The 23,234-nt window shown below is 63.3% G+C and carries 23 protein-coding genes; 15 read left to right on the plus strand and 8 right to left on the minus strand.

The genetic code is table 11. The features are described from left to right. Window positions 1–11 precede the first annotated feature (11 nt). The 3 genes from WDB88_RS16865 (at window position 12) to WDB88_RS16875 (ending at window position 3,946) form a co-directional block, all read left to right on the plus strand. Window positions 12–1,487 carry a cytosine permease gene (locus tag WDB88_RS16865; RefSeq protein WP_330629302.1) on the plus strand — a complete coding sequence of 492 codons (1,476 nt, stop codon included), beginning with the start codon at window positions 12–14 and terminating at the stop codon, window positions 1,485–1,487. Next, complete coding sequence (speB, locus tag WDB88_RS16870) at window positions 1,480–2,430, plus strand: agmatinase (protein ID WP_330629303.1); 951 nt, start codon at window positions 1,480–1,482, stop codon at window positions 2,428–2,430. Before WDB88_RS16865 ends, speB begins: the two co-directional genes overlap by 8 nt. Window positions 2,431–2,503: 73 nt before the next feature. Continuing rightward, window positions 2,504–3,946: an aldehyde dehydrogenase family protein gene (locus tag WDB88_RS16875; protein ID WP_339109864.1), complete on the plus strand. Its 1,443-nt coding sequence runs from the start codon at window positions 2,504–2,506 to the stop codon at window positions 3,944–3,946. Window positions 3,947–4,173: 227 nt separating this feature from the next. On the opposite strand, the gene nhaC is transcribed toward WDB88_RS16875, so the two are convergent. The 3 genes from nhaC to rocF form a co-directional block, all read right to left on the minus strand. Then, on the minus strand, window positions 4,174–5,622 hold the full coding sequence (gene nhaC, locus WDB88_RS16880; protein ID WP_339109865.1) for a Na+/H+ antiporter NhaC: 1,449 nt from the start codon (window positions 5,620–5,622) through the stop codon (window positions 4,174–4,176). Between the two features lie 212 nt (window positions 5,623–5,834). Then, window positions 5,835–6,899, minus strand: a complete 1,065-nt coding sequence (locus tag WDB88_RS16885) for an ornithine cyclodeaminase (protein ID WP_339110049.1) — start codon at window positions 6,897–6,899, stop codon at window positions 5,835–5,837. After that, window positions 6,896–7,825 carry an arginase gene (gene rocF / locus WDB88_RS16890; RefSeq protein ID WP_339109866.1) on the minus strand — a complete coding sequence of 310 codons (930 nt, stop codon included), beginning with the start codon at window positions 7,823–7,825 and terminating at the stop codon, window positions 6,896–6,898. Before rocF ends, WDB88_RS16885 begins: the two co-directional genes overlap by 4 nt. A gap of 120 nt (window positions 7,826–7,945) precedes the next feature. On the opposite strand from rocF, the gene WDB88_RS16895 reads away from it, so the two are divergent. Further along, on the plus strand, window positions 7,946–8,407 hold the full coding sequence (locus WDB88_RS16895; protein WP_330629307.1) for an Lrp/AsnC family transcriptional regulator: 462 nt from the start codon (window positions 7,946–7,948) through the stop codon (window positions 8,405–8,407). A 66-nt stretch (window positions 8,408–8,473) separates the two neighbouring features. Here WDB88_RS16895 and WDB88_RS16900 read toward each other — a convergent pair whose 3' ends face one another. Further along, window positions 8,474–9,055 (minus strand): TetR/AcrR family transcriptional regulator, encoded by a 582-nt coding sequence (locus tag WDB88_RS16900; protein ID WP_330629308.1) that lies wholly within the window; start codon window positions 9,053–9,055, stop codon window positions 8,474–8,476. A gap of 162 nt (window positions 9,056–9,217) precedes the next feature. Here WDB88_RS16900 and WDB88_RS16905 point away from each other — a divergent pair, with 162 nt between their 5' ends. Genes WDB88_RS16905 through WDB88_RS16915 form a run of 3 tightly spaced genes read left to right on the plus strand, consistent with a single transcriptional unit; the run spans window position 9,218 to window position 11,267 of the window. Further along, window positions 9,218–9,895 (plus strand): PspA/IM30 family protein, encoded by a 678-nt coding sequence (locus WDB88_RS16905; protein WP_330629309.1) that lies wholly within the window; start codon window positions 9,218–9,220, stop codon window positions 9,893–9,895. Between the two features lie 25 nt (window positions 9,896–9,920). Next, on the plus strand, window positions 9,921–10,196 hold the full coding sequence (locus WDB88_RS16910) for a YiaA/YiaB family inner membrane protein (RefSeq protein ID WP_330629310.1): 276 nt from the start codon (window positions 9,921–9,923) through the stop codon (window positions 10,194–10,196). 60 nt (window positions 10,197–10,256) lie between these two features. Further along, window positions 10,257–11,267: a DUF4105 domain-containing protein gene (locus tag WDB88_RS16915; protein ID WP_339109867.1), complete on the plus strand. Its 1,011-nt coding sequence runs from the start codon at window positions 10,257–10,259 to the stop codon at window positions 11,265–11,267. Between the two features lie 3 nt (window positions 11,268–11,270). Here WDB88_RS16915 and WDB88_RS16920 read toward each other — a convergent pair whose 3' ends face one another. Beyond that, a complete protein-coding gene (locus tag WDB88_RS16920) occupies window positions 11,271–11,732 on the minus strand; it encodes an Lrp/AsnC family transcriptional regulator (protein WP_330629634.1) in 462 nt (153 codons plus the stop codon). A 151-nt stretch (window positions 11,733–11,883) separates the two neighbouring features. On the opposite strand from WDB88_RS16920, the gene WDB88_RS16925 reads away from it, so the two are divergent. Beyond that, complete coding sequence (locus WDB88_RS16925; protein ID WP_339109868.1) at window positions 11,884–12,804, plus strand: DMT family transporter; 921 nt, start codon at window positions 11,884–11,886, stop codon at window positions 12,802–12,804. Between the two features lie 15 nt (window positions 12,805–12,819). On the opposite strand, the gene WDB88_RS16930 is transcribed toward WDB88_RS16925, so the two are convergent. Both WDB88_RS16930 and WDB88_RS16935 read right to left on the minus strand, forming a co-directional pair. Next, window positions 12,820–14,217, minus strand: coding sequence for an ATP-binding protein (locus tag WDB88_RS16930; protein ID WP_339109869.1), 1,398 nt, complete (start codon window positions 14,215–14,217; stop codon window positions 12,820–12,822). Beyond that, window positions 14,208–14,885: a response regulator transcription factor gene (locus tag WDB88_RS16935; RefSeq protein WP_339109870.1), complete on the minus strand. Its 678-nt coding sequence runs from the start codon at window positions 14,883–14,885 to the stop codon at window positions 14,208–14,210. Before WDB88_RS16935 ends, WDB88_RS16930 begins: the two co-directional genes overlap by 10 nt. 72 nt (window positions 14,886–14,957) lie before the next feature. On the opposite strand from WDB88_RS16935, the gene dsbD reads away from it, so the two are divergent. The 6 genes from dsbD (at window position 14,958) to WDB88_RS16965 (ending at window position 21,057) form a co-directional block, all read left to right on the plus strand. Further along, a complete protein-coding gene (gene dsbD, locus WDB88_RS16940; RefSeq protein ID WP_339109871.1) occupies window positions 14,958–16,754 on the plus strand; it encodes a protein-disulfide reductase DsbD in 1,797 nt (598 codons plus the stop codon). 72 nt (window positions 16,755–16,826) lie between these two features. Then, on the plus strand, window positions 16,827–17,567 hold the full coding sequence (locus WDB88_RS16945; protein ID WP_339109872.1) for a L,D-transpeptidase: 741 nt from the start codon (window positions 16,827–16,829) through the stop codon (window positions 17,565–17,567). Next, a complete protein-coding gene (locus tag WDB88_RS16950) occupies window positions 17,564–18,181 on the plus strand; it encodes a DsbA family protein (RefSeq protein WP_339109873.1) in 618 nt (205 codons plus the stop codon). Before WDB88_RS16945 ends, WDB88_RS16950 begins: the two co-directional genes overlap by 4 nt. A 126-nt stretch (window positions 18,182–18,307) precedes the next feature. Next, the gene (locus WDB88_RS16955; RefSeq protein ID WP_330629319.1) at window positions 18,308–19,348 is read left to right on the plus strand and encodes an SLAC1 anion channel family protein; all 1,041 of its coding nucleotides are present in this window, start codon (window positions 18,308–18,310) and stop codon (window positions 19,346–19,348) included. A 12-nt stretch (window positions 19,349–19,360) separates the two neighbouring features. Then, complete coding sequence (locus WDB88_RS16960; protein ID WP_330629320.1) at window positions 19,361–20,137, plus strand: sulfite exporter TauE/SafE family protein; 777 nt, start codon at window positions 19,361–19,363, stop codon at window positions 20,135–20,137. Between the two features lie 23 nt (window positions 20,138–20,160). Then, window positions 20,161–21,057: an MBL fold metallo-hydrolase gene (locus WDB88_RS16965; protein ID WP_339109874.1), complete on the plus strand. Its 897-nt coding sequence runs from the start codon at window positions 20,161–20,163 to the stop codon at window positions 21,055–21,057. A 115-nt stretch (window positions 21,058–21,172) separates the two neighbouring features. Here WDB88_RS16965 and WDB88_RS16970 read toward each other — a convergent pair whose 3' ends face one another. Further along, a complete protein-coding gene (locus tag WDB88_RS16970) occupies window positions 21,173–21,778 on the minus strand; it encodes a TetR/AcrR family transcriptional regulator (RefSeq protein WP_339109875.1) in 606 nt (201 codons plus the stop codon). Window positions 21,779–22,024: 246 nt separating this feature from the next. Here WDB88_RS16970 and WDB88_RS16975 point away from each other — a divergent pair, with 246 nt between their 5' ends. Next, a complete protein-coding gene (locus tag WDB88_RS16975; protein WP_330629323.1) occupies window positions 22,025–23,233 on the plus strand; it encodes an efflux RND transporter periplasmic adaptor subunit in 1,209 nt (402 codons plus the stop codon). The last annotated feature ends 1 nt before the right edge of the window (window position 23,234 follow it).

Raw genomic sequence — 23,234 nt, forward strand, 5'->3', positions numbered from 1 at the left:
GGGAGGCGCGCATGACATCGGCATCTTCCCTCCCGTCCCGCTCTGCCCTGCCTGACGCCCATCACGGGGCGATGCGCGACTGTCTTCCGGTGCTGGCCGAAGACCGCAGCTGGGGCCTTCTGGATTTCGTCTGGGTCCAGAGCGGGCTGGCCATCGCCACATGGGCTTTTCTCTTTGGCGGTGTGACCGCCCTTTTTGTCGGCTTCTATGACGGGCTCTGGACAATGCTCGTGGGCAATATCCTCGGCGCGGTCGTGATGATGATGGCTTCGGCGATCATGACCTGCAAATGGGGCACCGAGCATTTCGTGATGCAGCGGGCCATTTACGGCGCAATCGGTGTGCTGGTGCTGGCCATCGGTCTGATCGCGCCCTTCATTCTGGGCTGGACCACCATTCTGGCGCTGATGTTCGGACGCGCCTCGACACAGGTGATCAGCTATATCGGCGGCACCGATCTGAGCGGCAACACCACCGTGATCACCGGCTTTGCCTTTGCGGCTCTGGCCTTTGCATGGCTGATCGTGGCCAAGGGCGACAAGGCCGTGCGACTTCTCAACCGCTTTGTGGCACCGGGCCTGATCGTGATGAGCGCGATCCTGTTCGCGATGATCTTCACACAGCATAGCTGGGCCGAAATCGTGGCCGCAGCCCCCATCGACCCCGCCGCAAGCCACGCCACCAACCTGATGCTGGCCATCGAACTCAATATTGCCGCCGGTGCGGGCTGGTGGTGCGCGGTGGGCAATATCGCCCGCGGTGCCAGAACCCAGCGCAGCGCCACTTGGGGCAGTTTCATCGGGTTGGTGCCGGTGGCGGTGCTGGCGCAGATGGTGGGTCTGACGGCGGCGCTGGTGATGGGCGATAGCGACCCGACCGTGTGGATGCTGCCGATTGTCGGCCCTGCCGTGGGGGCGGTCCTGCTGGCCTTTCTGGCCTTCGCCAACCTCACCAGCATGTCGAGCTTCGTCTTCTCGGGCGCGCAGACCTTTACCCAGCATCTGGGCAGCTGGACCCAGCGGATCGGCTGGACCGCCCTGACGGGGGCCATGTTCGCCATCTGCGCGCTGCTGATCCTGTTCACCGCCAGCGAGCTTTATGACCGCTTCTTCGTCTTTGTCGCATGGACACAGGCCGTGCTGATCTCGGCCATCGGCATTGTCATTGCCGATTACTATATCCTGCGGCGGCAATGGGTCGATCTGGAGGCGCTTTATACCACAGGGCCGCAGGGGCGCTATCACTTCTGGGCGGGCATCAACCCTGCACCGCTGGTCGCTCTGGCCGCAGGGATTGCCACCTATGCCGCGCTTTTCGACCCCTATGCCCTTGTCGGCAACGCTGTGTTCACCGCGTTTTCGGCCTCGATCCCCGCCTTCATGGCCGCCTTCCTCTGCCACCTCCTGCTTTCGGTGCTTTGGGTCATTCCGGCAGGCAAAGGCGGCTATCGCAGTATTTCCGACCGTAAAGGACCACGTCATGACTAATTCTTCTGCGTTCAACCAGCCGCTGGGAGGCAACACGATGCCGCGCTTTGGCGGACCGGCCACGATGATGCGGCTGCCCGCTCAGGACAGCGCCAAGGGTCTGGACGCCTGTTTCGTGGGAATCCCGATGGATATCGGCGCCTCGAACCGCGCGGGCACCCGTTTCGGCCCGCGCCAGATCCGCGATGAAAGCCGGATGATCCGCCCCTATAACATGGCCACGGGGGCGGCCCCTTTCGAACGGATGCAGGTGGCCGATATCGGGGATGTCCCGATCAATACATTCGATCTGAAGAAATCCATCGGGATTATCGAAAGCTTCTATGACGAGATCCTGTCCCATGACACCATTCCGCTGACCCTGGGCGGCGATCATACGCTGACATGGCCGATCCTGCGCGCGATGCGCAAGAAACACGGGCCGGTTGCGCTGATCCATGTGGATGCCCATTCGGACACCAACGAGGACATGTTCGGCGAAACGGTGGCGCATGGCTGCCCGTTCCGCCGCGCATGGGAAGACGGCTGCCTGCTGAATGACCGCGTGACCCAGATCGGGCTCAGGGCGACAGGCTATGCGGCGGATGATTTCGACTGGGGCCGCCAGCAGGGTTGGCGCGTGGTGCAGGCCGAAGAGTGCTGGTACCAGTCCCTCAAGCCCCTGATGGAAGAGGTGCGCGCCCGCGTGGGCGATGCGCCGGTCTATCTGTCCTTCGATATCGACAGTCTCGATCCGGCCTTCGCACCGGGTACGGGCACTGTCGAGCCGGGCGGTCTGTCGACATGGCAGGCCTACGAAATCGTGCGTGGATGTGCGGGGCTCAATCTTGTGGGCTGCGATCTGGTCGAGGTCTCGCCGCCCTATGACCCCTCGGGCAACACCGCCGTGATTGCGGCCAATCTGCTCTACGAGATGCTCTGCGCCCTGCCCGCGCGCCGCTGACCCCGAAGCGCGGCCCCGTGGCAGATGCGATGCCACAGGGCCGCCCGTCCTTTTCCCGAAAGACCGATAACGCATGACCGACCTTACCCACCGGCCCCGCCCGCTTTTCATTGATGGCCTCTGGCATGAAGGCCATGCCGAGGCACGGATCGCGGTGATGGACCCCGCGACCTCCGAGATCTTTGCCCGTATTGGTGCCGCTGATCGTGATCAGACCGGCATGGCCTGCGCCGCCGCCGCGCGGGCATTTCCCGCATGGCGGTCTCTGGCAGGGGCTGCGCGGGCGCAGGTTCTGGAGGGCTTTGCCCAAGGGTTGCGGGCGCGCCATGCGGCGCTTGTGTCGTTGCAGATGCGCAATAATGGCAAACCGCGCGCCGAGGCCGAGCTGGATCTGGCCGATGCGGCGGCCTGCTTTGACTATTACGCGGGACTGGCGCGCGCGCTGGACAGTCCCGCCCCTGTGCAGGATCTGTCGGAAGACGGGCTGACGGGGCGGGGGCTTGCCCATGCTGTGGGGCCGGTCGGGCTGATCGTGCCGTGGAATTTCCCTCTGGTGACAAGCGCATGGAAAATCGCCCCGGCGCTGGCTGCGGGCTGTAGCGTGGTGCTGAAACTCTCGGAGATGACACCGCTGGCCGAACTGGTCTATGGCGATATCGCGGCCGAAATGGGCCTGCCCTCCGGTGTGCTGAACATTCTCACGGGCTTTGCCGAGGTCGGGCAGGCGCTTTGCGACCATCCGCAGATTGCCAAACTGTCGTTTACCGGCTCGAACCCCGTGGGCGCGCAGGTGATGGAAGCCGCCGCGCGCAGGATCGTGCCGGTCTCGCTTGAGCTGGGTGGCAAATCCCCGATTGTGGTCATGGCCGATGCCGATCCGGCGCGGGCGGCAGAGCTGGTGCTGGACGGGATCTTCATGAATGCGGGCCAGATGTGTTCGGCCACCTCGCGGCTGATCGTCGAGGCTCCGATCGCGCCGGATCTGATTGATGCCGTGGTCGAGGGCGCGCGGGCGCGCCGCCTTGGCGTGCCGGACGGGGCACAGATGGGGCCGATCACCACTGCGCCGCAATACCGCCATGTGCTGGAGCATTTCGCCCGCGCCAAGGCCGAAGGCGCGCGATGTCTGACCGGCGGTGCCGCGCGCAAGGATCTGGCCGGACAATTCGTCGCGCCGACGGTTTATGCGGATGTGCCGACAGACAGCTTCCTCTGGCGTGCGGAACTCTTCGGGCCGATCCTGTCTGTCCGGCAGGCCGCATCGGAGCATGAGGCCATCGCACTGGCCAATGATACGGAATTCGGGTTGGCCGCGACGGTGGTGACCGCCGACGCCGCGCGCGGCCAGCGGATAGCCAGCCAGATCGCCGCAGGCCATATCTGGGTCAACGCGCCACAGATCATCCTGCCGCAAAGCCAGTGGGGCGGCTTCCGCGCCAGCGGCATCGGACGCGAATTGGGACCGGCCGGATTGCAGGCCTATCAACAGCGCAGCTTTATCACCACACAGGGCTAGACCGCCCGCCTTCCCTGCCTTTCCCCGAGTTGCGGGCCCTGCCGGAAGCGGGGTCCGCAATTTTATATCCGCCCCTTCCGGTGACGGGCCTCGGGTGTGCGGCAAGGGCCCTATCTCTTCAGGCAGGGGTCTCGGGCCTCTCGCCGCCCGAATGAGAGTAACCCAAATGAGAACAGGCGGGGAGATCCCCGCCTGTTCTGCGTCCGTTTGACCGGATCGTGGCTTGCTCAGGCTTCCTCGGCCACGGGCTCGGCGCCCTCGGCGGCAACGGGCTCGGCCTCGTCCTTGGCAAGCGGGGTGATGGTCCAGCCCATATAGCCAAACAGCACCGTCACCAGCGGCGAGAGCCAGCAGAAGAAGGTGAAGGGCAGATAGGCCAGCGTCGCAACGCCCAGCGTGGTCGCCTGATAGGCCCCGCAGGAGTTCCACGGCACCAGAACCGAGGTAACCGTGCCGCTATCCTCGATGGCGCGCGACAGGTTCTGCGGTGCCAGCCCACGGGCACGGTAGGCATCGGCATAGCTGCGGCCACTGATCACGATCGACATATACTGGTCACAGAGCACCAGATTGGCGCCGACTGCGGTCAAAACGGTGGACAGGATCAGCGAACCGGTCGATTTCGCCCGCGACAGGACATGCAACGCCACGACACGGATCTGGCCGGTACGTTCCATCACGCCGCCAAACATCATCGCAACGAGGATGATCGACACGGTATACAGCATGCTTTGCATCCCGCCGCGCGAGAGAAGGCTGTCAACATCCTCGACCCCCGTGCTTGCGCTGAACCCGTTGAACGAGACCGTCATCAGATGCGCGAAATCCGCGCCTTGGAAAATGACACCGCACAGGGCACCGGCCAGAATCCCGACCGTAATCCCCGGAATGGCGGGCAGTTTGCGATAGCTGACCAGCATCACCAGCACCGGCGGCAGAAGCAGGATCGGCGAGATGGTGAAGTTCTGTTCAAGCGTGCTGAGAATGGTCTGGATACGGGTCAGGTCGACGGCGGTCGCGCTGTAATGCAGGCCCAGACCGATCTCGATCAGCAGCGTCAGGGTGATGGTGACGCCGGTGGTGTAGGTCATATGGCGGATATGGGTGAACAGGTCGGTGCCCGCCATCGCCGGAGCCAGATTGGTGGTATCGGACAGCGGCGACATCTTGTCCCCGAAATAGGCCCCCGACAGGACGGCCCCTGCAACGATGGGCAGCGGGAAGCCCAGACCGGCCCCGACCCCCATCAGTGCCACGCCGATGGTCCCTGCCGTGCCCCAGCTGGAACCGGTGGCCAGTGACGAGATCGAGCAGATCACCAGTGTCGCGGGCAGGAAGACGCTGGGCGACAGCACCGTCAGCCCGTAATAGATCAGCGTCGGCACCACACCGGCAAGGATCCAGACGCCGATCAAGATCCCCACGACCAGCAAAATCATGATTGCGGGCAGGGCATTCGAGATGCCACGGACCATGCCCTGTTCGATATCATGCCATTTGAACCCTGCCCGCACCCCGATCAGGCTGGCGGCAATGACCCCCAGCAACATGGGCACTTGCGGGTCGAGCCCGTAGAGCACGATTGAAACACCGATTCCGACGGTAAGCGAAAGCAAGGAGAACACCGCTTCCCACAATTTGGGAAGGCGCGCCCCTTCGGGCAGGTCTGGCATCATCGACTAATTCCCTGTCTAGGCCCGAAAGGCGGGCCCCTGTCTGACGCCCCTATTGCGGGGCTGTTGTGGTTTAGGACCCGAGGATGGAATCCTCCAGCCCTTTTCGGGGCGTTGCAGCCGGAAATTTCAGGCGACAACGCAGGTTGTGAACGCTTTCGCCCCTCACCGCATGTACAGGATGTCGCCCTGATGCGGGTGCGGGGCGCGCAGGCTCAGTTCGCGGGGGCCACTTCGGCGCGCGTGACCATGCCGAACAGATCGCGCGGATCATCGGGGTCTGCCAGCATGTCGAGGCGCTCGGAGAACGCGGTGCCCGCAACCTTGTCGCGCACGTAACGCAGCGCCGAGAAATCCTCGATGGCAAAGCCCACGCTATCGAACAGCGTCAGCTGTTTCGCATCGCGACGGCCGGGGATCTCGCCGCGCATGACCTGCCAAAGCTCGGTCACCGGATAATCGTCATCCAAGGCCTGGATCTCGCCCTCGATGCGCGTTTGCTCGGGATATTCCACAAAGATGTCGGACCGCAGCAGGATGTCGCGATGCAGTTCCGTCTTGCCGGGGCAATCGCCGCCGATGGCGTTGATATGCTGACCCGCGCCGACCATGTTGTCGGTCAGGATCGTGGCATATTGTTTGTCTGCGGTGCAGGTCGTGATGACATGCGCGCCTTCCACAGCTTCCTGCGCCGAACGGCAGGTCACCACCTCGAAGCCGCGCGCCACAAGGTTGCGCTGCGCTTTTTCGGTCGCTTTCGAATCGATGTCATACAGGCGCAGCGTGTTGATCCCGCAGAGCGCGCGGAACGCCATCGCCTGGAACTCGCATTGCGCGCCATTGCCGATCATTGCCATCACCGAGGCGTCTTTGGGGGCCAGATAGGTTGCCACCAGAGCCGAGGTGGCTGCCGTGCGCAGCGCGGTCAGCACCGTCATTTCGGTCAGCAGCACCGGATAGCCCGTCGTGACTTCCGACAGAACGCCGAATGCGGTCACGGTCTGGTGGCCGGTTTTGGTGTTCTTGGGGTGGCCGTTGACATATTTGAAGCCGTAAAGCGACTTGTCTGCCGTCGGCATCAGTTCGATCACACCGCCGGGCACATGCGATGCCACGCGCGGGGTCTTGTCGAATTCCGGCCAGCGCTTGAAGTCTTCTTCAATATAGACGGCCAGTTCTTTCAGAAAATCTTCGATTCCGATGTGGTTCACGAGGCCCATCATATTTTCTACGGAAACGAACGGCACATAGGCCAATGCGGAAGGCGCGAGTGTCATCAGCCAAAACTCCTTGTCATACGGTCCATTACGCGGCGGCCGAACAGGCTCGCCGTGAGATCACATAGCAGCACGGCCGTCCGGCCGCGTTCGTCGAGGAACGGGTTCAGCTCGACCAGATCGAGCGAGGTCACAAGCCCGCTGTCGCAAAGCGTTTCCATGATCAGATGCGCTTCGCGGAAGGTGGCGCCACCGGGCACGGTGGTGCCGACCGCCGGTGCGATCGACGGGTCGAGGAAATCGACATCGAAAGACAGGTGCAGCATACCATTGGCCGCCTTCACCCGTTCAAGGAAGGCCTGCAGCGGCGGCAGCACACCGGTTTCGTCGATGGCGCGCATGTCATGCACTTCCAGACCGATCTTCTTGATGCGCTCACGCTCGGCCTGATCGACAGAGCGGATCCCCATCATACAGATATTGGCGGGATCAACGGCATGGCCCAAAGCCGGATAGGCCTCGCAATCTTCCTGCGCCGTGAAATAGGCCGCAGGCGTCCCATGCAGGTTGCCGCTTTCGGTGGTTGCCAGCGTATGCATGTCGGGATGCGCATCCAGCCAGAGCACGAACAGCGGACGCCCTTCATCGGCGGCACGACGCGCCATAGCCGGCACGGTGCCTGCCGCCATCGAGTGGTCGCCGCCCAGAAAGATCGGGACATCACAGGCTTTGCCTGCTTCGAATGCCGCTTTCTGCAGGGCCGTAATCCATGCCGAGGTCTCGGCCAGATGGTGCAGCGCCGGATTGGCATGGGTCTGCGGTGCGACCGGCGCAATGGTGACATCGCCCAGATCCGTCACATCCCAACCAAGCGCGCGTAGCTCGGAATCGATTTCGGCAGTCCGCAGGCTTGCAGGCCCCATCAGACAACCGCGCTGCGATGCGCCTGTTTCAATCGGCGCGCCAAGGATGGCGCAGGTTCTGGACATTGTCTCGTCCCCTCTTCGTCAAATCTTTTGTAAATCATGCACAGGAAAATATCTTATTTGACAATTAAATTGACCATATAGAAAGTATATCTGATCATTTTGAAAATACTGATGGGCATAATGACGAGTTTACGAAAAAATGGTGACATCCTCGGGGCGGATATTTCGGCCAGCGACCACGCGCTGATCTCCGCCCTTCGCGACAATGCACGCATGTCGGTTACCGAGCTTGCGCAGGTCACCGGATTGTCGCGCACCACGGTGAAGGCGCGGCTTGACAGCCTCAAGGCCAGCGGGCGCATCCGCCGTTTTACCATTGAAACCGATGTGGATGTGGAAGGCGGGGTGCGCGCCATCACGATGGTCGAGCTGCAAGGCCGCATGTCGCGGCAGGTTGTGCATACGCTCTCGCGGATCAACGGCGTCAGCACCGTATGGTCAACCAACGGGGCATGGGATCTGGTGGTGGATATCCGCACCGATACCCTTGTGTCCTTCGACAAGGTGCTACGTGCGATTCGCGAGGTGCCCGGGGTGATCAACTCGGAAAGCTCGCTGCTGCTGACCCATGTAGCAGGCTAGAAGCGCGCCCGCCGGAACGGGCGCACAGGATGCAGGGCCACAAAATGCAGGGGCCGGAAAGATGCCCTACCCGACCAGCGCGGTCACCAAAGCCGCCACTTCGGATTGCAGATGCTCGCGCGGGACGCCGACGAACCGCCCCTTGAACGACAGATGCACCACCCCCTGCACTGCTGCAAAAAGGGTGCGCCCACGCATGGAGAGCTGATCGCCGCTCAGTCCCGGCACCAGTTGCGACAGCGGGCCGTTGATCTGCGCGATCAACTGCTCGTGGTCCTGTTTGTGCCAGTCGGGGATGTCGCGCCCCTCGGGCAGACGATGCTCGAACAGCGCAATCCACAGCCGTTCATTCTGCGTGGCAAAGGCCACATAGGCATGCGCCAGAGCCAGAAGAGCCGCTTTGGCCGTCATATCGGGCCGCACCGCCTGCGCAAGCTCCTGCCCCAGACGCGCCAGCGTCTTGGAGTTGACGTGCAGCACGAGCATGTCGAGATCTTCCACCGCATTATATAGCGCCCCCAAAGCACATCCCGCCTGTGCGGTTACGGCCCGAGCCTTCAGCCCGCCCAGACCATGCTCCCTGATCTGGTCTTCGGCGGCTGTGATCAGGCGCTGCTTCAGATCTTCACGTTTTGCGTCTTTGTTCATAGGTCCTCGAATTTTTTTGAACAACGTTCACAAAAGGGCTTGAACATCGTTCACGACTCTCGTAAATGGTCCTCATGAACAGCGTTCATAACGAAAAACGAATGCAAGTCAACGCGCCCCACGGCGCACCCCGCGTCAGATAAGAAAGAAACGAGGTCTTCGATGTTCAAATTTATCAGTACGCTCGTTCGCGCCCGCAGCCATGATGCGGCCGAAGCCCTGAGCGATGCCAATGCCATGTCCATCCTGCGCCAGCAGTTGCGCGATGCGACCCAGGGGCTGGAGGCCGCCAAGCGCTCTGTGGCGGTGACGATGGCCTATGCCGAGCGCGAGAAAACGAATGCCGAACGGATCGAAGCGCAACTGGCCGATCTGGAAACCCGTGCCTGTGCGGCTTTGGCCCAAGACAAGCTGGATCTGGCGCAAGAGGCCGCCGAGGTGATTGCCCAGCTTGAAGAGGAGCGCGCCGTCAGCCAGCAGGCGATTGCGACCTATACCGCGCAGATCCGGAAATTGCGGGAAGAGATGTCGCTTGCGGAACAGCGCCTGCGCGCCCTGCAACGCGGCAAGCAACTGGCCGAGGCCACCGACCGCACCCAACGCCTGCGTGGCGCGGCCCCTGCCGGTGTGGTCTCCTCGATCGCCGAAGCCGAAGCGACGCTGAAGCGTCTGCAGGACCGCCAGTCCCTGACCGAAAGCACCGAAACCGCCCTTGCCGCGCTGTCGCTGCCCAACGAGGCCGAAAGCACCCGCGACAGGCTGGCCGCCGCAGGCTGTGGCCCTGCCCAGAAATCCTCGGCCTCGGCGGTCCTTGACCGCCTGAAAGCCAAAGCCCAATAACCCTTATTCCCGAAGGAACAGACCCATGAACAATTACATCCCGCATGCTTCGAAAGCCTGGAACTACTTCACCTATTTCAACTTCGCTCTGGCCGCGATCATGATGGCTGGCGGGATTTACTCCCTTGAGGCCAGCTTTGCCGCGAAAGGGTTCTATAGCATGGCGGCCATCATGCTGGTCTATTCGACCGCCTCGATCACCAAAGCCCTGCGCGACAAGGAAGAAGCCGACCGGATCTATAACAAGCTCGAGGATGCCCGCACCGAGCGCCTGCTGTCCGAAAGCTCGCAACACGATTGATCCCGATAGCTGCCGGCCCGTCAACGGGCTGGTGGCTTGCTCCAGCCGATGGTGGTTCCCATGATCTTCTTTCTCAAAACCTTTCGTATCATCTGTTTCAGCCTTGTTCTTCTGGCTGCCACCGGCTGGAGCGCCTGCGCCCTTTGGTTCCATCTGGACGGACCGCTGCGGGTGGCCGCGCTCTGTCTTCTGGGCGGGGCCGCCTGCGGTCTCTGGGGGCTGCGCCTATGGCGCAAACGCTGGGCCTATGCCGGTTTTCTGGCCGCGGCCTGCATCATGGCCGGATGGTATAGCACGATCCTGCCCCGTCAGGACCGCGACTGGGCTCCGGAGGTATCGCGCGGGGTGATCGCCCGCCGCGACGGCGATCTGGTCCAACTGGCCAATATCCGCGATTTCGACTGGAAAACCCGCGACACCGCGACACCGCGCTGGATCACGCAGGAATATGACCTGACCCAGCTTGAACGGGTGGATATGCTGACATCGGTCTGGGACAATCCCGATATCGCCCATCTCATCGTCAGTTTCGGCTTTGCCGACGGGCGCGAGGTCGCCTTCTCTGTCGAAATCCGCCGCGAGGCCGGTGAAAGTTTCAATGAGCTGGGCGGGTTCTTCCGGCAGTTCGAAATGGTGCTGATTGCCGCCACCGAAGAGGATATCGTCAAGCTGCGCACGAATTACCGGCAGGAAACGGTCAGCCTCTATCCTGTGAACCTGACCGCTGCACAACGCCGCACGCTGTTCCTGTCCTATATCGACCTGGCGCAACAGCTTGAGGAAAAGCCTGCCTTCTACAATACGATCACCGCAAACTGCACGACAACCGTCTACCGGCTGGCCAAGACGCTGGATGCCGACCTGCCGTTGGGCAGCGATCTGATTTTCTCGGGACGCCTGCCCGAATATCTCGACCGTCTGGGCGTGCTGGACCCCGCCCCTTCGATGCAGGCCCGCCGCGCCAGTGCCGAGATCAGCGCCCGTGCCCGTGCCCTGCCGGAGGGCGGCGACTATTCGGCATGGGTGCGCCGCCCCCAACCGGAACCAGAGCCGCAACTGGCTGCACAATAACGCTCAGGTCTTCAGGTGATTGGTCGGTAGCGCGGTGGTGTATTTCACCTGATCCAGCGCGAAGCTGGAGCGGATATTGGCCACACCGGGGATCTGGGTAAGAAAATTCATCACCAGATCCTGATAGCGCAACAGATCCTCGACCACGACGCGCAGCATGAAATCCTCGGAACCGGTCATCAGATAGCATTCCATGATCTCGGGCCGGTTCCGGATGGCATCGGTAAAGGTCTTGAGCGTCTTTTTCTCCTGCTTTTCCAGCGTCACATGCACGAACACATTGACCAGCAAGCCAAGGCTCACCGGATCAACCAATGCGACCGACCCACGGATCACCCCTTTCTCGCGCATATCGGCCACCCGCCGCCAGCAGGGCGAGGCAGACAGATGTGCATGGGCGGCCAACTCGGCCGTGCTGAGTTCCGCATTCTGTTGCAGCGCCTCGAGAATGCGCAGGCTGGCCATATCCAGATCTTCGGGCTTGCGGTTCAATTTTTCCCTCATTGGCAGATAAGCGGTGAGATATACCTATAAACCGCCATTCCGCAGCAAGAAAGAACAGCTTCACCCGCGATGATACGAAAAGATGGGCCGAACCAGTCACGCCGGATATCCCATGCTCAGTTCCCCAGCCCTTCGCCTGTTTCCACCCTCCGATCTGTCGCGCACAGGGGGCGCTCTGGGGATGATGGTGCTGCTTTGGGGGCTCAGCTGGCCCGCGACCCAGATGGCATTGCAAGAGATCCCGCCGCTCTGGCTGGCGACATTCCGCTTCGGCTCTGCCGCCCTATGCCTGTTTGCGGTGCAGGCCGTGCGGGGCGCGATCACATGGCCCAAACGCGCCGACCTGCCGATCGTGCTCAGCATCGCCCTGTTGCAGATGACCGTGTTCACCGGTCTCGGGATGATCGCCATGACGGTGACCGATACCAGCCATGCGGTGCTGCTGGCCTATACCACCCCGCTCTGGACCGTGTTTCTGGGCGCTGTGATGTTGCGCCAGCGCCCGAGCCGCGCCCAGCTTGTCGCTTTGGGGCTTGGCCTTTCGGGCATCGCGCTGGTCTGTTCGCCGCTGGAAACCGACTGGACGCAGCCCGATGCCTTCATGGGGGCGGGCTTCCTGCTGATCGGGGCGATCTGCTGGTCGGGGGTCATCGTGCATATCCGCCGTCACCGCTGGCACAGCAGCCCGCTGGCCCTTGCGCCGTGGCAGATGGCGCTGGCGGCGCTCTGCCTTGGTCTTGGGGCCTTCTGGCTTGAGGGCCCGCCCCGCCAGATCCGCTGGAGCCTGTCTCTGGTCGGGATGCTGGTCTTTATCGGCCCTGTTGCCACCTCTTTGTGCTTTGTGATCGCGGCAGATTATGGCCGCCGCATCTCGGCATTCGCCATGTCGAATGTCACGCTGGGTGTGCCGCTGATCGGCATTGCGGCGTCGGTGCTGCTGCTGGCAAACCGGCTGTCACTTCTGTTCCTGACAGGGTTGGCACTGGTATTCTGCGGCATGGTCCTTGCCGCCCGCGCCACATCCAGAGCCTGAGATCAAAACCCGAGGTCAGAGGCCGACGCCGGAGTGGGCGGGCGGCAGCAGGAAGCTCATCTTATGGCCCCGCGCCGTCTGCGCGCAGACCAGACGACAGCCCAGAAGCGCGAGAGCATCCGATGTGATGGCCAGCCCCAGCCCGCTGCCCAATCTGCCAGCAGAGGACGGGCGCAGGAATTTCTCGCCAATCCTTCCGGCCAGCTCCGGCGGCAGCCCCGGCCCGCCATCATAGACGGCCAGTTCAACCCCCTCGGGCCGCAAGCAGACCTCCACGCCGATCTGCCCCCCGGCGGCTGTGGCATGAATCGCGTTTTCCACCAGATTGCGGATGGCCAGCCCCAGCAGGACAGCATCGCTGCGGATCATCGGCCGCTCGGGCGCCTCCAAGGCATAGCCCACCCCTTTCGCATCCGCCATATCGGTCAGCGAGATCATCTGCTCGCGCGCCAGTGCCGCCAGATCCAGTGCTGCGGGTTCCAGCGGGCGGTTCTCGATCTGCGCGAGATCCAGAAGTTGCCGCACCATCCGGTCCGTGCGGGTCACCGAATACTCGATCGCCTGCAGAGCATGAAGCCGCGCGGCCTCGTCAGGGGCATGGCGCGCGACATAGGCCTGCATCTTCAGCCCCGCCAAGGGGGTCTTCATCTCATGCGCGGCATAGCTGACAAAATCCTTCTCGCGCCGTCGCGCCCGATGGAGCCGTGCCAGAAGATCGTTCAGCGCGGCAATCACCGGACGGATTTCGCGCGGCGTGGCGGGTTGCTGCGGGATCTGGCCCGCATCATCGATATGACGGTGCCCCAGCGCCTTGGCCAGACGTTCCAGCGGTTTTAGCCCACGCCCTGTCGACCACCAGATCAGCCCGCCCATCAGGGGCAGCACAACCAAGGCAGGCAGGGCCAGACCTTCCACCACGCCATGCACCAGCCGGTCCCGCATCTCGAGGCTATCGCCCACCGTCACCTGCACCCGCAGATCGGGATTGACGATCGCATAGACCCGCAACGCCTTGCCCTGACTGGTCACATCGTGAAAGCCGGTCTGGTCAAAGGACAGAAGCCGCCCGTCCGGCGCATCTTCCGAACGTCCGATCATCTGCCCGCTCAGCGACCAGATCTGGCAGAATTGCTGCTGCGTATACCCCGCTCCCGTCAGGAGTGCCCCCGCCGCCTGTCCCCCCGTCGCCTGTGCCCCCCTCGACAGTGCTGGCGGCGCCTGAGCGCTGTCACCCCTGCGCATATCGCTGCTCTCGACCAAAGAGGCCACCATCCGCGCCGCTTCCATCAACCGCGCGTCCAGCACCTTTTCCACCTGCGCACGGGTGACATGTTCGATCCAGACCACCGCCGAGAACCAGACGATCAGCGTCGAGGCCGTAAGGATCAGGAACAACCGGAGCTTTATCGACATGACCGGCCCTCCTCTGGGCGGATACGGTAACCGATGCCGCGCAGGGTTTCGATGAACCCGCGCCCGAGCTTGGCGCGCAGATGATGGATATGCACCTCGACTGCGTTGCTCTCGATCTCTTCCCCCCAACCATAAAGCCGGTCCTCCAGATCGGATTTCGCCAGCACCCGCCCGGGGCGTTCGGCCAGCGCCAGCAAGACCGCATATTCGCGCCGCGACAGGGACAGCTCGCGGTCCAGATAGACCGCACGCCGCTCGGCCGGAAAGAGACAGAGCCCCTGCACCTGCAGTTGCGCTTCGGCCCGCCCGTCCGAGCGGCGCATCAGCGCACGCAACCGCGCGGCCAGTTCGTCAAGCTCGAAAGGTTTGCCCAGATAGTCATCCGCCCCGCAATCCAGCCCTGCCACGCGGTCGGCCACCTGATCGCGGGCGGTCAATAGCAGGATCGGCACCTGATTGTGCCGCCTGCGCTGTTCGGCCACCAGATCCAGCCCGCTACCGTCCGGCAGCATCAGATCCAGCACGAGCGCGGCATAGGCAATGCCGGCCAGCGCATGGCGCGCATCCTCCAGCGTGGCGACCTGATCCACCGCAAACCCCGCGATCCTCAGCCCTGCCACAAGCCCGTCGGCCAGCACATGATCATCTTCAACCACAAGTAAGCGCATGATGTCTCCTTTGGCGTTAGGGGCGGCACCAACCTTAAGACTGACTTAAGGTGGATTTCCTGTCTGCCCCTTATGAAACACACTCCGTCCCTTCTGGCCATTGCCCTGACGCTGACTGTCGCACTTGGCACCGCCGCTTCTGCCCAGCCGGATCTGCGGCACAGCCTGACCCCGCGCGCCCAGCCCCTGCCCCCCGATCAGGCGTTCGGGGTGCAAACCCGCTGGCAGGGGGACAGGCTGATTGTCACGATGGACATCGCCAAAGGCTATTACCTTTATGAGGACAGGCTGACGCTAAGCCCTGATGCGCCTCGGGTGGAGGCCAGCCCGACCCAAAGCAAGCAGGACCCGAATTTCGGGCAGGTCGAGATCTGGCAGAACCATGCCCGCGTCGTTTTCGCCCCTGTCAATCATACCGCAACCCTCAGTTGGCAGGGCTGCGAGGAAGCAGGGCTGTGCTATCCGCCGCAGGCGCGTCAGGTGGTTCCGCCCGCAGCCTCTGCCTTCCCCCCGACAGGGCCGCTCCAAACAGAAGCCCCGCAGGCAGTCCTTCCGCCCACAGACCCTGCATTGGCAGACACTGCGCAGACAGGCATTCCGGCGAAAGAAGCCTCGGGGCTGGTGGCCTCTTTGGGGCAGTCGGGCGGCGCGCTCTGGGTGGTGGTCGCGTTTTTCGGCTTCGGGCTGGCTTTGGCCTTTACCCCCTGCGTGCTGCCGATGGTGCCGATTGTCGCAGCCATGATCGGCACCCGCATACAGGGTATCACGCCGCGGCGCGGATTGGGCCTTGCCACGGTCTATGTGCTGGCAATGGCACTGGCCTTTGCGCTGATCGGCGCCGTGGCGGCCGTTTCGGGGGCCAATCTGCAGATCCTGCTCCAACAACCGCTGGCGGTCGGGCTGATGGCGGGGGTCTTTGTGTTGCTGGGCTTGGGCAGCTTCGGTCTGTTCACCATGCAAATGCCGCAGGCACTGGCCGCACGGGTCGGGCAGATCGCGCCACGACCGGGATCTTCGGCCCGCGCGGCCCTGCTGGGGTTCTCGTCGGCCCTGATCATCGGCCCCTGTGTCACCGCCCCTTTGGCGGGAGCCCTGCTCTATATCGCGCAAAGCGGGGATGTCGTGCTTGGCATGGGGGCGCTCTTTGCGCTGGGGCTCGGGCAAGGCATGCCGCTTCTGGCCGTCGGGCTGTTCGGGGCCAGTATCCTGCCGAGAATGGGCCCGTGGACGGGGCTGGTCAACCGCGCGATGGGGCTGCTGTTTCTGGCCCTCGCGATCTGGTTGCTGGGGCGCATCCTGCCCGGCCCACTGACGCTTGCGCTTTGGGCGGTGCTTCTGCTGGGCCTTGGCGGCAGCCTGCTGGGCCGCGGCGCCGGCATGGGCAATGCGCTGGCGGCCATCGCCCTTTGCGGCGGTGCGCTGCAGGGGGTCGGGGCCGCACTGGGCGGCACGGACCCCCTGCAACCGCTGGCCGCGCTACAGGGCCGGACCGTAAGGCCCTTGACCGAAGACGCGGCGGCGGCGTTTCAGGCGATTGGCACGCCGGAGGCATTGGACGCCGCGCTGGCCCACGCCCGGCAGACCCGTCTTCCGACGCTGATCTATGTCACCGCCGACTGGTGCACATCCTGCCGGACCATCGACCGCAAGGTTCTGACCGACCCAGCCATTCGTCACGCCCTGCAGAACTGGCAGCGGCTGGTCGTGGATGTCAGCCACCTTGACCAGAACCGTCAGGCCCTGATGACGCAGCTTGCGGTGATCGGCCCGCCGACCATGATTTTTGTCACCCCCGAGGGCGAGACACGGCTGCTGGGCGAGATCACCGCAGACCAACTGCACAGCGCACTCGCGGCGCATCCCTCCTAGTGGCCCCCGCCCGGGCCCCAACGGCACAGGCCTGCGCCTGATGCCCCCCTTTTTCAAATGAAAGATCCCAAGATGACCCGATCCCCTACAGGGCTTGCCCTGATCTGTATCGCCTTTCTGGCCGCTTGTGCGCCCAGACCGGACCCCTCCGCCACACCGCCCGCCCCTGCGGTGCCTGCCGATGTCCTTGCGAAATACGGGGCCGAGCAGGATGGCACGCGCGTCATCCCTGCGGTGGACCCGAAATATCTTTCCGCCGAGAAAGCCCGTCAGGAGGTCGATTACTGGACGGAGGAGGCGCCCGGCACGATCATCGTCGACCCGTGGGCGCGCAAACTTTACTTCGTGCAAAAGAACAACCGCGCCCTGCGTTATACCGTGGCCGTGGGCGAGGAAGGGCGCGGTTTCACCGGTGAGGCGCATATCCCCTATCAGCGCGACTGGCCCAGCTGGCGGCCCACCCAGAACATGATCAACGATGACCCCCAGCTTTACGGGCCGGTCAAAGACGGGCTGGAGGGCGGGCTGGAAAACCCGCTCGGGGCGCGGGCGCTCTATCTGCACAAGGGCAATCGCGACACCTTCTACCGCATCCACGGCACCATGCAGCCGTGGAGCATTGGCGAGGCGACCTCGGCGGGCTGCATCCGGCTTTGGAACCAAGACATCGTCGATCTGGCCGCACGGGTCAAATCGGGCACCCATGTCGTGGTGCTCTCGCAGGCCGAAAGCGGCAAGGGCACCGTCCCGCCCGGCACGCCCCTGCCGCACCATCCCCAAGATCCGATCCCCAGCAAAGGAGCCGCCCTATGATCGACCGTCGAAATTTCCTGATCCTGTCAGGGGCCGCAATGGTCCTGCCCGCCGCCGCCAAGGCCGAAGCCGGGACAGGGGCGCTTGACCCGCAGATGGTCTTCCACGACCCCGATGCCCCCGCTTTGGGCAACCCGCAGGGCGATGTCACTCTGGTGGAGTTTTTCGATTACCAATGCCCCTTCTGTAAAAAGAACCACCCCGTTCTGGAAGAGGTGATGGCCGAAGATCGCGGTTTGCGGGTTGTCATGAAGGACTGGCCGGTCTTCGGGCCGGTCTCGCTGCGGGCTGCACGGCTGGTGCTGGGCGCGCAGGAAAACGGCGCCTATGCCACCGCCCTTGAAGCCCTGATGGCCACCAAAGGACGGTTGAGCGATGCACAGGTCGACAAAACCCTGAACGCGGCGGGCGTTTCCGTGCCGAAGGCGCAGGCGGGCTATCAGAGCGCCCGCCAGAAGATCGACGCCGTACTGGCGCGCAATGACCGGCAGGCCAGCGGTTTGGGTTTGTTCGGCACACCGGGTTTTGTAGCGGGGCGCATGATCTATCCCGGCGCGCTGGACAAAGCCGCCCTGACCGAGGCGATCCGTGTGGCCCGCCATCCGCAAGGGTGACATCTCACGCCCCCGTGAGGGCCGCGCGTGACAATGTCACCGTCGTGGCCCCGCAAAGGGTCTTATGCCGGACCCCGAGCCACCCTCACGACCCCGCCGCGTGCGCCGCGCCCAAGGAGCCCTTCCATGCGCCCTGATCATCCTGTCCGGTTTGCAGCCCCCTCCCCCGCCTCCTCGCTGGGGGCCGCGCAGACCCCGTCGGCGGGCCCCGCCGCACTCCCCCCCGAAAGCTCCGGCTGGCTGGCACATTTTCCGGTCAGCCTGTTCGGCATGACGATGGGGCTTATGGGCTATGCGCTGGCGCTGCGTTCGGCCGGAGCGATGATGGCGTCGCATATGGTCTTCGGGCTGGCCTGCGCTGTCTTCGGGCTTCTGGCCACGCTGTTTGTGGCCAAGGCCCTGCGCCAGCCACAGGCGTTGAAAGCCGAATGGAACCACCCCGTGCGGCTGGCATTCTTTCCGGCCATCGCCATTTCGGGCCTGCTATTGGCGCGTCTGGTGCTGGAATATGCCCCGAGCCTGGCCAATATCCTGTGGATGCTGGGGGCTGCGGCGCAATTCGGCCTGACGCTGGTGATCATCTCGGCTTGGATCTCGGCGCGTCCCTTCGGTCCCGAAAGCCTGTCACCGGCGTGGTTCATTCCGGCGGTGGGCAATCTGGTGGTGCCGCTGGCAGGGGTGCCGCTGGGCCATATCGAAGCCAGCTGGTATTTCTTTGCCGCAGGGCTGACCTTCTGGATCATCCTCACCACCTTGGTCATCAACCGGCTGATTTTCCATGCGCCCTTGCCGGGCAAGCTGCGCCCCACATTGGTGATCCTGATCGCGCCGCCCGCGATGGCCTTCCTGTCGTGGCTGCTGCTGACCGGCCCCAACCCCGATGCGCTGGCGCGGATCTTGCTGAATGTCGCCTATCTCTTCGCGGCGCTCGTGCTGTTCCAACTGCCGGGCCTGCTGCGCCTGCCCTTCTCGATCTCGTTCTGGGCGCTGTCTTTCCCGCTGGCGGCGCTGACCACGGCGAGTTTCCGCTTTGCGGCCATGACGGGATCGGTCTTCCACCAGAGCTTGGGCCATGCGGGTCTGGCCCTGCTGAGCCTGACCGTGATCCTCCTGCTGTGGAACACCCTCCGCCTCGCGCTGCGTGGCCAGATCTGCCTACCCGAATAAAGGACCGACCCGATGTATGACACCCTGCACTACTCTCTTGGCGCGCTTTCGGGCGGGCTGGTCGGGCTGACGTTAGGCCTCGTGGGCGGCGGCGGCTCCATTCTGGCGGTGCCGTTGATGGTCTATGTGGTGGGGGTGGCCAGCCCGCATGTCGCCATCGGCACCTCGGCGCTTGCGGTGGCCGTGAATGCCGCCAGCAATCTGGCGCTGCATGCCCGCGCCCATACCGTCAAATGGCGCTGCGGGGCGATCTATGCCGGTGCGGGGATCATCGGGGCTTTCGGCGGATCGACGCTGGGCAAGGCCATCAACGGCCAGCACCTGCTGTTCCTGTTCGCGCTGGTCATGGTGGTCGTGGGAGTGTTGATGCTGAAAAACCGCCATGCCGAGGGCATTCCGGGGGCGCAATGCGGCCGCGAGAATGCAGGCAAAGTCGCCGGTTTCGGCTTTGGAACGGGGGCCTTTTCAGGGGTGTTCGGGATTGGAGGCGGGTTTCTGATCGTGCCCGGGTTGATGGCCTCGACCAGAATGCCCACCCTCAATGCCGTGGGCACAAGCCTTGTGGCCGTGACCGCTTTCGGCCTGACCACCGCGCTGAATTACGCGTTTTCGGGGCTGGTGGCATGGGGGATCGCCGCGACCTTCATCGCAGGCGGGTTTCTGGGCGGGATCGCCGGCACGGGCCTTGCGCGGAAACTTTCGGGCAAAGGCACCCTGACCACCGTCTTTGCGGGCCTGATTTTTGTCGTCGCGGCCTATATGTTATGGAAAAGCTGGACCGCGTTGTGATCCGGCTGGAAAGGAGATCTGTCATGCTTACCAAAATCAGCCCCTCCCGTGGGTCCGGCTCGCCGGTCGTGGTCGGATTTTACGAACCGGTTTCAGGATCGTGCCAGTATCTGGTGATCGACCCTGACACCCGTGCCAGCGCCCTGATTGATGTGGTGCAGGAATTCGATGTCACCGCCGCGCGCAGCGGCACAGAATCGGCGGATCATGCACTGGCGCTGGTCAGGGACCATGAGGCCGATCTGAAGCTGATCCTTGACACGCACCCCCATGCCGACCACCTCACCGCAGGCCGCCTGCTGGCCGAACGCACCGGTTGCCCGCATTGGATCGGCGAGAAATGCACCGATATCGCGAAAATCTGGACCGAAATCTATCACCTCCCGCCCCAGACGCTGGACCCTGCCACGCTGTATGACAGGCTTCTGGCCGATGGCGAGGAATTCACGCTGGGCCGGCTGCCGGTCAAGGTGATGCTCTCGCCCGGCCACACGCTTGGCTCGATCACCTATGTGATCGGTGATGCGGCCTTCGTGCATGACACGTTCATGCAGCCCGATGCAGGCACCTCGCGCGCGGATTTTCCCGGCGGTTCGGCGGCAGAGCTATGGGACAGCCTGCAGGCCATCCTTGCCCTGCCCGACGAGACGCGGATCTTTGTGGGCCATGATTACGGCACCAAAACCCGCGAGGAACCGGCATGGGAAAGCACCGTGGCGCAGCAGAAAGCCGAGAATATCCATGTTGGCGGCGGACGCAGCCGTGCGGAATATATCGCATTGCGTGAAAAACGGGATGCCACGCTGAGCCTGCCCAAGCAGATGCTGCATGCCCTTCAGGTCAATCTGCGTGGCGGTCGCCTGCCCGAGCCGGAAGCCGACGGGCATCGCTATTTCAAGATCCCCGCAAACAGGTTCTAGGACCGGTTGCATCTTGGGTCGGGCACCGGACAGCCCGACCTGCCGTCCCGACCTCTGGCAGGGGCAGTCATGGCCCGCGCCCCCTTTGGCCCGAAGAACAGCCCCGAGGGGCGCATCAGGGGGAGGACGGACCCGGGGCCTCGGGGCCGACAAACAGCTGGGCGATTTCACAGATGGCGCGCCAGCCCTGTTCCAGGGCCATGTCGGATGTGACCCTGTTTTCCAGCCACGCCATGATCCCGTTCCAGGAGGCGCTCATCAGCATCTCCGCAAGCACCGCGCGGAAAAGCTGGGTGGATTCGGGCAGGCGGTCCTCCAGCATCTGGGCCAGCCTCTCGCTCATGGCAGCCCGCTCGGCCATATAGACCTTCAGCACCTTCGGCTGCGTCTGCAAGGCAGGGACGATGATCGCCAGTTCGGCCTTGCGCGGCACCGCCCGCATCATCATGGCCCGCAAAAGCTGGTAGAGATCGTCCGCCAAAACCCCGCTGCCCGGAACAAGTGTGCGGCAGATCTCGTCCGTCAGAAACGGAACCTGCCCGAAAAGCGCGGCTTCCTTGTTGGCGTAGTAGTTGAAAAACGTCCGCGCACTGATTCCCGCCTGCTGGCTGATCATTTCGGTCGTAATGGCGTCAAAGCCGTAATCCCGCGAGAGATCGATCGTCGCCTGCTGAATCACCTGCGCCATTTCCGCCTTACGGCGCGATCTCAAATCACTCATGCCACTCCCCTGAGCAAGTCGGCACATCCCGCTTTATAGGAAGCCTTGGCCGCGTATCAGAACACCTGACCCTTGCTGTTTTTACGTGCATCGGGCCGAAATATTTTCGAAAATCAAGCGCTCGTTATCGCGCCAGATATTTACACTTTCGGCAAATTTTGCACACTCTGCAAGAATTGACCATAGACTTCGTCGCCAGGCCATCGTCAAGAGCGAGTGACAGCGGAACGATAGAAACGAGCGGATATGATGAACACAAAATTACGCATGCCTCTGGTGGCGGCCTTCCTTGCACCGGCGATGGGGCTGGGCACCACAGGGATCGCCTTTGCACAGGCCTACCAACAGCCGAATGCCGAAGTCGGGTATGTCGTGCTGCATCCAAGCGACGTTCCGCAGACCATCGAGCTTCCGGGCCGCGCCGTGGCCTTTGAACAGGCCGATATCCGTCCGCGCGTGGACGGGGTGATCATGCAAAAGCTCTATAAACCCGGGGCAGAGGTGAAAACCGGCGATCCGCTGTTCCAGCTGGACGATGCCAGCTATCAGGCCACGGTCGAGGCGGATGAGGCGACAGTGGCCGAAGCCGAAGCCGATCTGCCTGTCAAACAGGCCGCCTATGACCGTGCTGCCAAGCTTGAGGGGTCGGGCTATACCGCAGCCGATGTGGAAACCGCCCGCTCGGATCTGGCATCGGCAAAAGCGACGCTGCAATCGGCGCAAGCGGCGCTGAAATATGCCAAGATCGAGCTTGGCTGGACCACGATCCGTTCGCCGATTGACGGGGTGGTGGATGTGGCCGATGTCTCGACCGGCGACCTTGTGACCTCGGGGCAGGACACCGCCCTGACCACGGTCACGACGCTTGATCCGATCGATGTCGAATTGCTGGAACCTGCCGCCGATATCCTGTCGCTCCGCTCCAAGGTCAAGAATGGCGAATTGCAGCTTTCCGACAAGTTGCAGGCCAATCTGGTGCTTGAAAACGGCGAGACCTATAAAGCGACTGGCGAGCTGGTCACCCCGTCTCCGACGGTGTCCACCACCACCGGTTCGGTCACGGTGCGCTTCCGCTTCGACAATCCCGACCATATCATCCTGCCGGGCATGTTCCTGCGCGGGAATGTGCAGCTCGGCTCGCTCAAGGCCTTTCTGGTGCCCCAGCGCGCAGGCGAGCATGATACCAATGGCAATCTGAGCTTCTTCGTGGTCGATGCGGACGGCAAGGCCAAACAGGTCAGCGTGCCGACCGAAGGCAGCACCGATACCGCGTGGATTGTGACCTCCGGCCTTGAGGACGGGGTGAAAGTGATCGTGGACGGGCAGAAAACCCTGCAGGACGGTGCCACAGTGAAGGCCGTGCAGGTGAAGATTGCCGACGACGGCACCACGCAGGATGTCGCCACCGACGCCGCCTCTCAGGACAGCGCCGAGAGCGCAGCAACGGCGGACTGAT

Source organism: Thioclava sp. GXIMD4216 (assembly GCF_037949285.1).
In the GTDB taxonomy this organism is placed as follows: Bacteria; Pseudomonadota; Alphaproteobacteria; order Rhodobacterales; family Rhodobacteraceae; genus Thioclava; species Thioclava litoralis.

Bases quoted from the DNA above. Each gene is read 5' to 3' on its own strand.
- WDB88_RS16900 (WP_330629308.1), bottom strand. From the start codon at position 9,055: ATGAACAAAGACGCAAAACGTGAAGATCTGAAGCAGCGCCTGATCACA.
- WDB88_RS16895 (WP_330629307.1), top strand. From the start codon at position 7,946: ATGACGAGTTTACGAAAAAATGGTGACATCCTCGGGGCGGATATTTCG.
- speB (WP_330629303.1), top strand. From the start codon at position 1,480: ATGACTAATTCTTCTGCGTTCAACCAGCCGCTGGGAGGCAACACGATG.
- WDB88_RS16935 (WP_339109870.1), bottom strand. From the start codon at position 14,885: ATGCGCTTACTTGTGGTTGAAGATGATCATGTGCTGGCCGACGGGCTT.
- WDB88_RS16975 (WP_330629323.1), top strand. From the start codon at position 22,025: ATGATGAACACAAAATTACGCATGCCTCTGGTGGCGGCCTTCCTTGCA.
- WDB88_RS16965 (WP_339109874.1), top strand. From the start codon at position 20,161: ATGCTTACCAAAATCAGCCCCTCCCGTGGGTCCGGCTCGCCGGTCGTG.
- nhaC (WP_339109865.1), bottom strand. From the start codon at position 5,622: ATGATGCCAGACCTGCCCGAAGGGGCGCGCCTTCCCAAATTGTGGGAA.
- WDB88_RS16955 (WP_330629319.1), top strand. From the start codon at position 18,308: ATGCGCCCTGATCATCCTGTCCGGTTTGCAGCCCCCTCCCCCGCCTCC.
- WDB88_RS16945 (WP_339109872.1), top strand. From the start codon at position 16,827: ATGACCCGATCCCCTACAGGGCTTGCCCTGATCTGTATCGCCTTTCTG.
- WDB88_RS16950 (WP_339109873.1), top strand. From the start codon at position 17,564: ATGATCGACCGTCGAAATTTCCTGATCCTGTCAGGGGCCGCAATGGTC.
- rocF (WP_339109866.1), bottom strand. From the start codon at position 7,825: ATGTCCAGAACCTGCGCCATCCTTGGCGCGCCGATTGAAACAGGCGCA.
- WDB88_RS16875 (WP_339109864.1), top strand. From the start codon at position 2,504: ATGACCGACCTTACCCACCGGCCCCGCCCGCTTTTCATTGATGGCCTC.
- WDB88_RS16970 (WP_339109875.1), bottom strand. From the start codon at position 21,778: ATGAGTGATTTGAGATCGCGCCGTAAGGCGGAAATGGCGCAGGTGATT.
- dsbD (WP_339109871.1), top strand. From the start codon at position 14,958: ATGAAACACACTCCGTCCCTTCTGGCCATTGCCCTGACGCTGACTGTC.
- WDB88_RS16920 (WP_330629634.1), bottom strand. From the start codon at position 11,732: ATGGCCAGCCTGCGCATTCTCGAGGCGCTGCAACAGAATGCGGAACTC.
- WDB88_RS16915 (WP_339109867.1), top strand. From the start codon at position 10,257: ATGATCTTCTTTCTCAAAACCTTTCGTATCATCTGTTTCAGCCTTGTT.
- WDB88_RS16925 (WP_339109868.1), top strand. From the start codon at position 11,884: ATGCTCAGTTCCCCAGCCCTTCGCCTGTTTCCACCCTCCGATCTGTCG.
- WDB88_RS16910 (WP_330629310.1), top strand. From the start codon at position 9,921: ATGAACAATTACATCCCGCATGCTTCGAAAGCCTGGAACTACTTCACC.
- WDB88_RS16960 (WP_330629320.1), top strand. From the start codon at position 19,361: ATGTATGACACCCTGCACTACTCTCTTGGCGCGCTTTCGGGCGGGCTG.
- WDB88_RS16905 (WP_330629309.1), top strand. From the start codon at position 9,218: ATGTTCAAATTTATCAGTACGCTCGTTCGCGCCCGCAGCCATGATGCG.
- WDB88_RS16865 (WP_330629302.1), top strand. From the start codon at position 12: ATGACATCGGCATCTTCCCTCCCGTCCCGCTCTGCCCTGCCTGACGCC.
- WDB88_RS16930 (WP_339109869.1), bottom strand. From the start codon at position 14,217: ATGTCGATAAAGCTCCGGTTGTTCCTGATCCTTACGGCCTCGACGCTG.